A 13,163-nucleotide genomic window follows, 5' to 3' on the forward strand; every position below is an offset into this window, starting at 1 on the left:
GGCTCGGTACCGGCTCGGTACCGGCGGCGTCAGGCGTCGATGCGCGAACGGTCCAGCGTGGCGGCGGAGTCCACGATGAACTCCCGCCGCGGCGCGACCTCGTTGCCCATCAGCAGGTCGAAGATCCTCTCGGCCTGCTCCAGGTCTCCGAGGTTGATCCGGCGCAGGGTGCGGTGGCGCGGGTCCATGGTGGTCTCGGCCAGCTGGTCGGCGTCCATCTCACCGAGGCCCTTGTACCGCTGCACCGGGTCCTTCCAGCGCTGCCCCTTGCGCTGGAACTCCATTAGCGTGCTGCGCAGTTCGGCGTCGGAGTAGGTGTAGTGGTACTTCTCCTGGCCGCGCTTGGGGTTGGTGAGCTCGATCCGGTGCAGCGGCGGGACGGCCGCGAAGACCCGGCCCTGCTCGACCATCGGGCGCATGTACCGGTGGAAGAGCGTCAGCAGCAGGGTGCGGATGTGCGAGCCGTCGACGTCGGCGTCGGCCATGAAGATGACCTTGCCGTAGCGGGCCTGGTCGATGTCGAAGGTACGGCCCGACCCCGCTCCTATGACCTGGATGATCGAGGCGCACTCGGCGTTCTTGAGCATGTCGCTCACGGACGCCTTCTGCACGTTCAGGATCTTCCCGCGGATCGGCAGCAGCGCCTGGAACTCGGAGTTCCGGGCCAGCTTGGCGGTACCGAGCGCCGAGTCGCCCTCCACGATGAACAGTTCGCTGCGGTCGACGTCGTCGCTGCGGCAGTCGGCCAGCTTGGCGGGGAGCGAGGAGGTCTCCAGCGCGGTCTTCCGGCGCTGCGCCTCCTTGTGCTGGCGCGCGGCGACCCGGGTACGGGCGGCGGCGACCACCTTCTCCAGCACGGCCCGCGCCTGGACCTTCTGCTCCTTCTTCGCGGAGGTCAGGAAGGCCTTGAGCTCCTTGGCCACCACCGCGGCCACGATCCGGTTGGCCGCCGAGGTGCCGAGCACCTCCTTGGTCTGGCCCTCGAACTGCGGCTCGGCGAGCCGGACGGTGACCACGGCGGTGAGGCCCTCGGTGGCGTCGTCCTTGGTGATGTCGTCCTCGGCCACCCGCAGCAACTTGGCTGCCCGCAGCACCTCGTTGACGGTCTTGGCCAGCGAGCGCTCGAAGCCGGTGACGTGGGTACCGCCCTTGGGGGTGGCGATGATGTTGACGAAGGAGCGCAGCGTGTAGTCGTAACCGGCGCCCCAGCGCAGGGCGATGTCCACGCCGAGGTGGCGGGTGACCTCGGTCGGGGTCATGTGCCCGCGCTCGTCCAGGACCGGGACGGTCTCCTTGAAGCTGCCCTCGCCGTGCAGCCGCAGCACGTCGCAGACCGGCTTGTCGGGAGCAAGGAACTCGGCGAACTCGCCGATGCCGCCGTCGAAGCGGAAGGTCGCCTCCTCGGCCTTGTCGCTCTCCGTCAGCCGTTCGTCGCGGACCACGATGGTGAGGCCGGGGACCAGGAAGGCGGTCTGCCGGGCCCGGTTGTGCAGGCTCTCCAGGGACAGCTTCGCGTCCTTGAGGAAGATCTGCCGGTCGGCCCAGTAGCGGATCCGCGTTCCGGTGCGGCCCCTGGGCGCCTTGCCCTTCCTGGTGAGTCCGCTGGTCGCCTCGAACGGTGCGTCCGGGCTGAGTTCGGTGAAGATCCCGGGGGTGCCGCGCCGGAAGCTGATCGCATGGGTGTGCCCGCCGCGGTCCACCTCGACGTCCAGCCGCGCGGAGAGCGCGTTGACCACGGAGGCGCCGACACCGTGCAGACCACCGGAGGCGGCGTACGAGCCACCGCCGAACTTGCCGCCGGCGTGCAGCTTGGTCATCACGACCTCGACACCGGACAGTCCGGTCTTCGGCTCGACGTCGACCGGGATGCCACGGCCGTTGTCGCGCACCTCGACCGAGCCGTCCTGGTGCAGCAGCACCTCGATCCGGTCGCAGAAACCGCCGAGCGCCTCGTCCACCGAGTTGTCGATGATCTCCCACAGGCAGTGCATCAGACCGCGACTGTCAGTCGACCCGATGTACATACCCGGACGCTTGCGGACGGCCTCCAGGCCCTCCAGGACGAGCAGGTGCCGCGCGGTGTAATTGGAACCGTCGTCTCCGGCCAACAAGCCGGACGGCACGGTTTTTTCAGCGCTCACGCGGTGCTCCTCATTGAAGTTCTGACCCGTCCGACTTCCGTCCGACGCTCGACTGACTTCCGACCCGGTCGACAGGCCGACTCGCACAGTGTTCCCAATGCCTGAGACACAGGCGGTTCGGCCCGCGCAGCTTGTACGCGCTGCGCGAACAAGACCTCTACCGGAGCCCGGTCCTCGGGAGCGCCATCTCCACCTGCCAGCAAGGGTCCTGGCGAACCGGGACGCGAACAACAGGCGGCGGAACTGCTGCGATGCAGGCTACCGGTGCCGGGGACGGGGCTTATGCTCCAACCCAGCTGAGGATTATGCTACGCGGACCCCGACCCCGCTTCGTCAGGGCGTTCGAGGGCCGGGGCGAGTCCTGGGAATCGGTACGCATGAACCGCCGACGCCCTGGGCACGTCCTCAACAACGACACAGCAGAATCCTCAAAGAAGAAAAGCCACGAGCGGGAACGATTTCGACCTGGTTGGATGTTGACCCTGGTACGACAGCTCGTCGAGCTAGAGAAGAGGCGACGTGACTACTGTTCTGACACCTGCGAGCCCGCTCACCGCGGCTGACCGCTGCGACCGCTGCGGCGCCCAGGCATACCTGCGCGTCGTACTCGCAAGCGGCGGAGAGCTGCTCTTCTGCGCCCACCACGGCCGGAAGTTCGAGCCCGAGCTCAAGAAGATCGCCGTCGAGATACAGGACGAGACGGGTCGCCTCACGACGACCACCGCCTCGGCCTCCGACGACGAGCGCTGATCTCGACGCTCGCCCGGCGAGCTGAGTCGAGCCAGGCCGACACCAGCCGGACGGCAGACCCCAGCAGGGGTTCGCCGTCCGGCTGCGGTGTTTCCCGCCCCCCTGCGCCGAACTGACGGTCTGTCGCAGCGTGACCGACCCAACACCCTTGGTCAGCAAGAGTGCACGGAAGGCAGTCGTCAGATCACCGAGTGCAGCCAGTCCGAGACCGCCGCCACCCGCGTGTAAACACCGGGGTGGTCGGGGTCGGCGCAACCGGTACCCCAGGAGACCAGCCCGGCGAGCCGGCCGCCCACCACCAGCGGGCCGCCGCTGTCGCCCTGGCAGGCGTCCTTTCCGCCGTGTTCGTCCCCGGCGCAGACCATGCCCCTCGCGTCGAACGCCCCGTCCGGGCCGCCCGGGTACGCGTGTGCGCAGACCTCGTCCGCGACGATCGGCAGCTCGACGCTACGCAGGGTGTTCGAGTAGCTGCCGTTTCCCCTGGTGTCGCCCCAGCCGTAGACCCTCGCCCGGGTGCCCGGCGCGTACGGCCCGGTCTCGCCCGGCGCCAGGTAGTCGAGCACGGCGGAGACCGGCTGGGCCTCGGCGAGCGTGAGTACCGCCACATCCTGCATATTGGCTGTGAAGGAGTACTCGGGGTGGACCTGGACCTCGCGGACCTCGACCTCCTTGCCGGTGCGCTGGGTCAGATCGTCCCGGCCGACGATCACTCGCAGCCCCGGACGGTTCACCCGGCGGCCGGTGCTCTCGTCGTAGAAACAGTGCGCGGCGGTGACCACCTTGGTCGGTGTCACCAGGGCACCACCGCAGAACTGCCCGGACCGCGTGTTGCCGTACTCACGGCGGCTGGCCACCGCCACCATCCAGGGGTGGGTGGCGGTGGAGACCGCCCCGCCGCCCACCACGCGCCGCTGCGCCTCGGCGGGCACGGCGGCGGTCAGCGCGACCAGCGGGGCCGGGAGGGCAGCGAGCAACGCCAGGGCCACCATCCGACGGCGGCGCCTGCGGGGCGACAGCGTGGCCGGATGGGCGTCCAGGATGGGCAGCACCGGTTCCTCCAGACAGTTCGGCGGCAGGCAACCGGCACAGCGTATGTGACCGACTACGCAAAGCACCGGCACCCGACGCCGGACCACCCGCACGAGCGATCCGGTGCACGGCCGGATGACGCGCGCCCCGCGCCGACTGTGCCCGGGCAGGCCGAAGGGCCCGGAGCACACGGCTCCGGGCCCTTCGGGGACGACTCCGGATCAGTCCAGGTAGTCGCGCAGAACCTGCGAACGCGACGGGTGGCGCAGCTTGGACATGGTCTTCGACTCGATCTGGCGGATGCGCTCACGGGTGACCCCGTAGACCTTGCCGATCTCGTCCAGCGTCTTCGGCTGGCCGTCGGTGAGGCCGAAGCGCATCGAGACCACGCCGGCCTCGCGCTCGCTCAGGGTGTCGAGCACCGAGTGCAGCTGCTCCTGGAGCAGGGTGAAGCTGACCGCGTCGGCGGGGACGACCGCCTCGGAGTCCTCGATCAGGTCACCGAACTCGCTGTCGCCGTCCTCACCCAGCGGGGTGTGCAGCGAGATGGGCTCGCGGCCGTACTTCTGGACCTCGATGACCTTCTCCGGGGTCATGTCGAGCTCCTTGGCCAGCTCCTCCGGGGTGGGCTCGCGGCCCAGGTCCTGGAGCATCTGGCGCTGGACACGGGCCAGCTTGTTGATGACCTCGACCATGTGCACCGGGATACGGATGGTGCGGGCCTGGTCGGCCATCGCGCGGGTGATCGCCTGGCGGATCCACCAGGTGGCGTAGGTGGAGAACTTGTAGCCCTTGGTGTAGTCGAACTTCTCGACCGCACGGATCAGACCCAGGTTGCCCTCCTGGATCAGGTCCAGGAAGAGCATGCCGCGGCCGGTGTAGCGCTTGGCCAGCGAGACCACCAGACGGAGGTTGGCCTCCAGCAGGTGGTTCTTGGCGCGGCGGCCGTCCTCGGCGATGATCTCCAGCTCACGCTTGAGCTTCGGCGCGAGCTTGTCGGCGGCGCTGAGCTTGTCCTCGGCGAACAGACCGGCCTCGATGCGCTTGGCGAGCTCGACCTCCTGCTCGGCGTTGAGCAGCGGGACCTTGCCGATCTGCTTCAGGTAGTCCTTGACCGGGTCGGCGGTGGCACCGGCGACGGCGACCTGCTGGGCGGGCGCGTCGTCCTCGTCGTCGTCGGAGAGGACGAAGCCCTCCGACTCCTCCTCCGGCCCGTCGCCCTCGGCCTTGTCGCCGGGCAGAGCGACATCGTCGAGCAGCTCCTCGTCGCCGAGCAGCTCCTCGTCACCCTTGCCGGCCTTGGCGGCGGTCTTCTTGGCGGCGGTCTTCTTCGCGGGCGCGGCGGCCTTCTTGGCCACGGTCTTCTTCGCGGGGGCAGCGACCTTCTTGGCCACGGCCTTCAGCTCGGGCGCCTCGACGCTCTCCACCACCGTCACGTCGGTGGTGGAGACCACCGCGGCGACGGCCGGGGCGGCCGGGGTCGCCGCGGGAGCGATCCGTACCGGGGGCCGGGTGGGGGCGGTCGGGGTCCGAGTGGTGACGGCCTTGGTCGCGGTGCGCTTGGTGGTGCTCTTGGCGGCAACGCTCTTGCGCTTGGACCCGGCGGGCTCAGCAGCGCTGACCATCAGGTCCACCCCTTCCTCAATCAGCACCTGGTTGAGGCTGCGCATGACGTTCTTCCACTTGGTGACCGGGATCTGGTCTGCCTCGAACGCCTGGCGCACGTCGTCACCGGCGATCTGCCCCTGGGCCTTGCCCCGCTCGATGAGCGCGAGCAGAGCCGCGGACTCGGCGATCTCGGGGGGAAGCGAACGGGATGTGCTGGCCGACACGAACAACCTCTCGGACGATGAGTGGACTCGAACCCCGTACCTGACCGCCCGAGGGGACGGGGAAGCGACACGCGACGGCGCGCGGTGTCGATTCCGACCGGCTCGGGGCCCCAGGACTGGGTTTGTAGGACGGCAGCAGCGCCGCAGACCAACACAGCATTGTGACACTGGCTGGTATTCCGGAGCTGCTTCCGCTCCGTACACATCGCTGCCGCCCCTCAAGTGTTACGCATGGCCGTCGTGGCGCCGGTCACACCGGCGTGTCGGCATGGACGCGGCCCTCCGGGCCTTCCCGGACGGCCTGCGCGACCGCGGCGGTCCGGGGACTGCGGCGGTCGCGGAGCTCAGTCGGTTCAGCCGAAGGGCCGTGGTGCCAATTCTCTCCGGAAAGTGCCCGGATTCTTCTTCCGGTGGATGCCCGGTCTTCCCCGAGCGGTACCCGGATCTTCTCCGGGCGGTACCCGGACCTTCCCCGAGTGGTAGCCGGATCTTCCCCGGGCGGCGCCTGGTCTTCTCCAGGCGGCATGCGTTCCGGTCGCTGCTCCCGGCCGGATCAGTGCTCGCGCGGGCCCGGCACCGAGGGCTCGATCTCCGGGTGGACGGTGAGCAGTGCCCGTACGGCCGCCTCGGCGGCGGTGCCGTCCCCGGTGCCGAGGGCGTCGACCAGCCGGCTGTGCAGGCTGACGGAGGAGTCGGACGGCCGCTCGCAGGTGGTCGCCGCTCCCCCGGAGACCTGCAGGGCACAGGCCACGATCCCGGATAGGTGCTCCAGCATCCGGTTGCCGGCCAGCTGCAGGACCAGCGCGTGCAGCTCGGCGTCGGCGCGGCCGAAGCTGACCAGGTCACCCTGGGCCGCGGTGTGGTTCATCACCTCGGTGAGCTCCACCAGCCGCTGCTGGACGTCCTCCCGGCCGTGTCCGGCCGCGAGACGGGCGGCGAGCGGCTCGATCGCCCAGCGGAGCTCGAACAGCTCGCGGCGCTGCTCGTCCCGCTGCGGACCGAAGGCCCGCCACTCGATGATGTCGGGGTCGAGCAGGTTCCAGTCGCCGACCGGGCGGACCCGGGTGCCGACGTTCGGCCTGGCGCTGACCAGGCCCTTGGCCTCCAGCACCCGCAGCGACTCGCGGACGACGGTGCGGGAGACCTCGAACCGCTGGCCGATCTCCTCGGGGACCAGCGGGCGGTCGGCGCCGAGGTCACCGGAGACGATCATCTGGCCGAGCTGCTGGACCAGTTGGCCGTGCAGGCCGCGGCCACGGCTGCTGGTGGTCTTCCGTCCGACCCTGCTGAGGTCGGCCTCCGCGCCCTCCCAGCGTGGCGCGGGCGGAGTGGGCCGGTCGGCGTACGAGAAACGGTCCAGCTCGCCGGCGCCGACGGAATCTGCCGAACGAGCTGCGGTCATGGTGGGGTGCGCAAGGGTACTCACACGTCCTTTGTCGGCGATCGGTGGGGCTGGCTTGAGAATTCTCGTGAAAAGCACACGAAAGGGTGATCGCCCATGACCGGATAATTGACCTCTTATCAGGAAGAAAGCGCTTGTTTCGATCTCTCCCTTTCAGATGCCGTGACGGCCGGTCACCGGACTGGGTCGCACGGCCTGTTGCGCGGACCGGGCCCGACCGGAACGTCCTGGCCGTGGGCGCGGCGCCGTGCCGGTCCGTTCCGCGCCGTCTCTCATCGCACCGTCTCTCATCGCACCGTCTCGCGCCACGCCGTCTCGCGCCACGCCGTCTCGCGCCACGCCGTCTCGCGCCCCGCCGTCTCGCTCTGCCGCTTCTCTCTGCGCCGGCCACGCCGCCTCCGACTCCCGCGGTTCCGGCTCCCGCGGTTTCCGACTCCCACAGCGGCGGCCGTCAGAAGGCGCGCCGCCGGGACTGCGCCACGAGGCAGGCGACCACGAGCGCCGCCGCCGGGGCGAGCGAGGCCGCGAGGAGGAGCGGCTGCAGGGTCGGCTGCAGTCCGGGGCCCAGTACCGGGCCGAGCGTCGTGGCATCGCCATCGGATCCGCCACCCGGCCAGTCCAGCCCGTACTGGAACGGCAGCAGCTCACGGGCCTGCTCGGGCAGCGATCCGTCCAGTTGGCGGAGGGCCAGCGAGAACGCGGGCTCCAGCAGCGCCGGGAGCACACAGAGGATGAGCGTTCCCGCGGCCGCGCTGCGCACCAACGAGGTCGCGAGCAGCCCGGCGCATCCGGCCAGCACCACCAGCGCCCCGAACACCGCGAGCGGCCGACCGGCCGCCAGGAGGCCCGGGACGCCCCCGGAGAACAGTGGTCCCGTGTCCACACTCGTCGGGAGGGCGAGGCGCAGCACCACGATGTCCACCACGGTGGTGGCGACCGCGAGCGCCGCGGCGAGCAGACCGATCACCATCAACTTCCCGGCGAGCAGACCGATCCGGCTCCGGTATGCGACCTGCGAGGCCGCCAGGCCGGGGTGTCTGACCTCGTGCCCGTACGAGAGCGCCCCCAGCGCACCCGCCCCCAGCGCCGCGATCGGGAGCGGCAGCAGCGGGACGACCGCGGTCACCGAGCGGACCATGGCGGACACCGAGAGGACACCCGCGGGCTGTTGTTGGGCGAGCACGGTGGCGACCGCGGCATCTCCGATCAGGACCGCACCGAGGACGGACCAGGTGGAACGGAGACCGCGCAGCCGTCGCAGCTCATAGCCAAGGACTCGCACGACTCACTCGCTCCGGTGGTGGTCGAGGCCGGGAAGGGGCTGGGACAGCAGGGTCGGCTCGGGCTCCGGCCCCGGCATCGGCACGGTCGCCGAGGGCCGCGCCGCCGTCCGGTCGGACTGGACGGGAGCACCGGCCACCGCGGATCCGCCCGCCTCGGCCCCGCCGCCCGGCTGAATCCCGCCGGAGGCTCGGGCCGGGGACTGCCCCGCCGTCTGCTCCACGGACTGGGCCCTGAACCGGTCGGGCTGCCGACCGAGTGCCCGGCTGCCCGACCGCCGCCCGGCCGTCGACTGCGCGGCCGGCCCGCTGCCCGGACCGCCGCCCGTGCCGTGCACACCCGCCGCCGGCGCTCCCGCGGCATGTGCGCCCGCGGTCGGCGCGACCACCGCTGGGGCAGCCGATGCCTGAGTGGCCGCCGCCCGAGCGTCCTCCGGCCTTGCCGCGGAGTGGAGTTGGACCTGGCCCGATCCCCCCGAGGCGGACGGCAGGCTCAGGTGCGGCACGGGCTGCTCGACCACGCGGTCGGACAGCTCGTGAAGCAGGATGCCGTGCCGGTAGGCGAGTTCACCGATCTCGGTACGGCCGATGCCGCTCACCGCGATGCCGGCGCCACCGTCCCGGCGCACCCGGGCACCCTGTCCGGCGAGCAGGTCCGCCAGCCGGGCCATCTGCGGGCCGCGGACCGAGACTTCGGGGTGCAGCCGGGTCCGGCGGAACTCCACGACCGGCTGGTCCGCGAGCAGTCGCCCCTGGTCCAGGGTGATCACCCGGTCCGCGAGGACGGACGCCTCCTGCGGGCTCCGGGTGGTGACCAGCACCGTGCCGCCCGAGACGGCGAAAGAACGCACGAAGGAGTGGAACCACTCGACGTTCCGCGGTGAGAGGTCCTCGGTGGGAGCGTCGAGCAGCAGGGTGTGCGGGGAACCGAGCAGGGCCGCGGCGAGAGCCAGCCGACGGTGTATCCCGGGTGAGAAGCTGCGCAGCCGGTGGGACGAGACCGTAGCCAGCCGGGTCTGTTCCAGCAGCTCGTCCGCTCGGGTGTCCGGGACGCCGACCGCTGCGGCCAGCATCCTCAGGTGGTTGCGCGCCCGACGCCCCGGATGCCCGGCCAGCGGCCTCCCACCGGGGAGCAGCACGCCGACCTCCCGCTCGGGATGGCGCAGTCTGCGGTAAGTGCGCCCGTCGAAGAGCGTGATGCCGGATCCGCGCTCCACTTCCACCATGAGCCGAAGAGCGGTGGTCTTCCCCGCACCCTCGGCGCCCAGCATGACGGTGACCGCACCGGGACGGGCGTCGAAGGTCAGGTCCAGCAGAGCCGGCGGGCGGCCCCGACGATAGACCTTGGTCAGTCCGGTGATCTGGATCATCGCTGCCTGCTCCCACGTCTTGGGCCGACCGGGTCGCGGGCGTCCGGGACGGCCGCCGGGTACCCGCGCCAGCACACTAGGGCGCATCAAGGGAGAAATCGGGCATTACGGATGAGTCGTGCACGGCATGCCCGCGCAGCTCACTCAATCAGGCGACTGCGGTGGCGGGTGATCAGTTCACCGGCGTCCGCCGCCGGATTCCGCGTTGATCCGTCAGGACTCGGGGCGAAGCATCGGCGGGTTGAGGACGGTCGCCCCACCCGCCTTGAAGAGCTGCGCCGGGCGGCCGCCCTGGCGGGTCGTCGTACTGCCCGAGGGCACCAGGAAACCCGGGGTACCGGTCACCTTGCGATGGAAGTTGCGCGGGTCCAGGGCCACGCCCCAGACCGCCTCGTACACCTGGCGCAGCTCGCCGACGGTGAACTCCGGCGGGCAGAACGCGGTGGCGAGCGAGGAGTACTCGATCTTGGACCGGGCCCGCTCCACCCCGTCGGCGAGGATCTCACCGTGATCGAAGGCCAGGGGTACGCCCTCGGCCTGGCCCGGTCCCAGCAGCTCGGCGACCGGCGCCCAGCGGGCGCTGCGGGCATCCCCCCCGGGGCGGGGGGTGGGCAGATCGGGGGCCAGCGCCAGGTGCGCCACGCTGACCACCCGCATCCGGGGGTCACGCTGGGGATGGCCGTACGTCGCCAGCTGTTCCAGGTGCGCACCGGCCGAGCCCTGACCGGGAGTGGAGTGCGCGCGCAGGCCCGTCTCCTCGGCGAGCTCCCGTGAGGCCGCTTCGGCCAGTCCCTCGTCCGGCCGGACGAAGCCGCCGGGCAGCGCCCAGTACCCCTGGAAGGGGGGCTCACCACGACGTACCAGCAATGCGCACAGCGCGTGCTCCCGCACCGTCAGCACCACCAGGTCGACCGTGACAGCGAACGGGGGGAAGGCCGACCGGTCATAACGCGACATGGCGACGATCATAGTCGTCTTTCTGACGATAAGCACAGGGTTGTGCAAGGAAGGACCGGACAGTTCTGTGGGACTGCACTGTCGCGCCCTTCACCCGGGCAGCGCATGCCTGTCGACAGGCCGCCGACGCCGCTCCCCTCCACGCCTCGCCGACCGGCCCTCCGGTGCCCCGGACTGCCACCGCCCTGCTGCTCAGCGGGTGCCCAGCTGGAGTGCCGGCGGTGCCTCCTCCACCACGGCGACGCCGATCCGGCTGACCCTGACCGAGAACGGCTCCCCCGCCACGCGCAACCCCGTGAGCTCCAGCTCTCCCAGCGGAGCCGTACTGGCCGGGCGTACCACCACCCGTCCCCCCGGGACGTCGGGACGTACCCCGCCAAGCGTCAGCACCAGGTGGACCGATGCGGCGGCCGAGACCGCCGCGGGGCGGCAGGCAGCGGGGTGCGGCACCGGAGGGCAGCCCAGCACCCGCTGCTCTCCGGCGTACATCTCGGGCAGTCGGCCCTCGAAGTGTGTCGATGCGTCCAACAGGCCCTCCAGCAGCGCCCCGGCCTCCCGTTCGAATCCGGCTTCGGCCAGACCCGCCACCGCGAGGACGGTCTCGTGCACCCGGACCGCTCCGCTGCGGTGCCCGAGCGGGTTGAACCGCGGGGACTTCGCGCTCAGCGTGCGCAGACCCCGGCCGCAGTCGAGCTCAGGAGCGGCCAGGCGCTGCGCAAGCGCCCGGGTCTGCTCCCGATCGAGCAGGCCCTCGTGAAGGGCGCCTTCGGCCGACAACCCCAGGTCGAGCAGGTGCACGAAAGAGGCCGCGACCGCGGGCACCGGACGCCCCGGCCCCGCTAGCGCCGCCGCGGGGCGCCCTCCGGACAGATCGTCGATCCAGAACTGTTCTCGGAAGCGTTCACGCAGGCCGGCCGCCCACGCCCGCCAGTCCGCGCCACCGGGACGGCCGAAGGCGTCCAGCAGCTCGGCCCCGTGCAACGCCGACCGGTAGGCCTGGGCCTGTACCTCACAGCGGGCCGGAGCCGGACGGGAGGCCCGCTCCCCGGGAGAGCGCCCGAGGTCCGTCACGAAACTGCCCGGCCCGTCGGTCAGGAAGGCCCCCGAGCCGTCACTGACGTTGGTGCGCAGAGCTGCGAGAGCGCGCTCGGCAGCCGGGAGAAGCTCGGCGACCTCCTGCTCGGGCAGCCCCCAGCGCCATGCCTCGGCCAGCAAGGTCACGAAGAGGAGTGTGGCTTCGGTGGCGGTGCAGGACGGCGGCAGTTCGGGACCGCCGTGTTTCAGTCCACCCGGCAGGAGGCCTTCCGGGCCGGCCCAGGGACCCGGCCCGGCCGCACCGGCCGCAACTGCCGCCCCGGGTGCGCTCGATGCGGCTCTGCCGCTCGCGATGCCCGTGGTGGAGCCGGAGGACGCCCAGCCACCGGGGCCGCTGAGGCCGGGTGAACCGACGCCGTGGTGCTGACGGCGCGCCAGCGCCCGCAGCGTCCCGGCCGCAAGACGCGTGCCGAGGGGCAGCATCAGCCTGGCCGCCCAGATCGCGTCGGCCGCGGTCAGTCCGAACCGCCACGGGACGCCGGACGCCGCGTAGAGGTCCGTCGGCCGGTCGGAGTCGGCGAGCAGCAGACCGCCGAGGGTGTCCAACGAGCGCGGGACGAGCAGTTCCACCCTGGCGTCGTCGCATCGCACCTCCGGCTCCGACCAGGGCAGGAGCACGCCCTGGGCGCGACCGGTCGGTGGGCGGAAGGCCGCTGACGCAGAGGAGTCGACGTCGATCCGCAACTCGACCGACCAGCGGCCGCCGGGTTGAAGTTCCAAGTCCCAACGCAGCACCCCGGCCCCGGCCAGAACGGAGTGCGGGGACGGACGTGCCGCGACGGTCGCGCTGCATCCCGGCCTACCCCATCGCAGTCCGGCTGACTGGACCTGGCCCGGAAGATCGGCCGACCGCCGACCGGCGGCGATGTCGGCCAGCGGCCCCAGGTCCGTACCGAGGGCGATCTCCAGCGGGAGACGGGCCGGACGGCCGCCCGTGTTCCGTACGGTGACGGTCTCCACGCCGTCGGCGTGACGCAGCCGCTCGACGGTCAGGGCAGGGTCCGGATCCGGGTCTCCGGGGATACGGACCGCACCGACGAAGCGTGCGGCGGCCGTCGACGTCAGTGCGCCCTGCAGGGGAAGCGGCTCGATACCGCCCAGTCGGAGTTCCATCCGGGCCAGCACTCGGATACCCGAGCGGTAGAAGCCGTGGAGGCCGTGACCACGGAGCTGGCCGTCGGGCCCGGAGGCCGCCATCGCGGGAGCGTTGACGCACAGGATCGCGGCGTGGGCGGCGGCATGAGCGGCCGTCGACACGGGTGTCTGCTGCATACGCGCCTGGTACGACGGACGTGGCTGCCCAAGGC

General features: G+C 71.4%; 9 protein-coding genes. 1 reads left to right on the plus strand and 8 read right to left on the minus strand.

What is annotated here, in order from left to right; genetic code table 11:
* Positions 1-29: 29 nt before the first annotated feature.
* Positions 30-2,141 (minus strand): DNA gyrase/topoisomerase IV subunit B, encoded by a 2,112-nt coding sequence (locus ACSMTC_RS12645; protein WP_436559779.1) that lies wholly within the window; start codon positions 2,139-2,141, stop codon positions 30-32.
* Between the two features lie 519 nt (positions 2,142-2,660).
* On the opposite strand from ACSMTC_RS12645, the gene ACSMTC_RS12650 reads away from it, so the two are divergent.
* Complete coding sequence (locus ACSMTC_RS12650) at positions 2,661-2,891, plus strand: DUF7455 domain-containing protein (protein WP_436559780.1); 231 nt, start codon at positions 2,661-2,663, stop codon at positions 2,889-2,891.
* 179 nt (positions 2,892-3,070) lie between these two features.
* Here ACSMTC_RS12650 and ACSMTC_RS12655 read toward each other — a convergent pair whose 3' ends face one another.
* The 7 genes from ACSMTC_RS12655 to ACSMTC_RS12685 all read right to left on the minus strand — a co-directional run bounded on the left by ACSMTC_RS12655 (position 3,071) and on the right by ACSMTC_RS12685 (position 13,128).
* Positions 3,071-3,940 (minus strand): S1 family peptidase, encoded by an 870-nt coding sequence (locus tag ACSMTC_RS12655; protein WP_436559781.1) that lies wholly within the window; start codon positions 3,938-3,940, stop codon positions 3,071-3,073.
* A 201-nt stretch (positions 3,941-4,141) separates the two neighbouring features.
* On the minus strand, positions 4,142-5,758 hold the full coding sequence (locus ACSMTC_RS12660; protein ID WP_436559782.1) for an RNA polymerase sigma factor: 1,617 nt from the start codon (positions 5,756-5,758) through the stop codon (positions 4,142-4,144).
* A gap of 547 nt (positions 5,759-6,305) precedes the next feature.
* Positions 6,306-7,178 (minus strand): FadR/GntR family transcriptional regulator, encoded by an 873-nt coding sequence (locus ACSMTC_RS12665; protein WP_436559783.1) that lies wholly within the window; start codon positions 7,176-7,178, stop codon positions 6,306-6,308.
* Positions 7,179-7,605: 427 nt separating this feature from the next.
* Entirely contained in the window at positions 7,606-8,436 is an 831-nt protein-coding gene (locus tag ACSMTC_RS12670; RefSeq protein WP_436559784.1) for a hypothetical protein, read from the minus strand.
* Positions 8,437-8,439: 3 nt separating this feature from the next.
* Positions 8,440-9,804, minus strand: a complete 1,365-nt coding sequence (locus ACSMTC_RS12675) for an ATP-binding cassette domain-containing protein (protein ID WP_436559785.1) — start codon at positions 9,802-9,804, stop codon at positions 8,440-8,442.
* A gap of 213 nt (positions 9,805-10,017) precedes the next feature.
* Positions 10,018-10,761, minus strand: coding sequence for an NUDIX hydrolase (locus ACSMTC_RS12680; RefSeq protein ID WP_436559786.1), 744 nt, complete (start codon positions 10,759-10,761; stop codon positions 10,018-10,020).
* Between the two features lie 192 nt (positions 10,762-10,953).
* Positions 10,954-13,128: an amylo-alpha-1,6-glucosidase gene (locus ACSMTC_RS12685; protein WP_436559787.1), complete on the minus strand. Its 2,175-nt coding sequence runs from the start codon at positions 13,126-13,128 to the stop codon at positions 10,954-10,956.
* Positions 13,129-13,163: the final 35 nt, after the last annotated feature.

Origin of the sequence: Kitasatospora sp. HPM-01-4 (genome assembly GCF_051374625.1) — a bacterium.
Lineage (GTDB): Bacteria > Actinomycetota > Actinomycetes > Streptomycetales > Streptomycetaceae > Kitasatospora.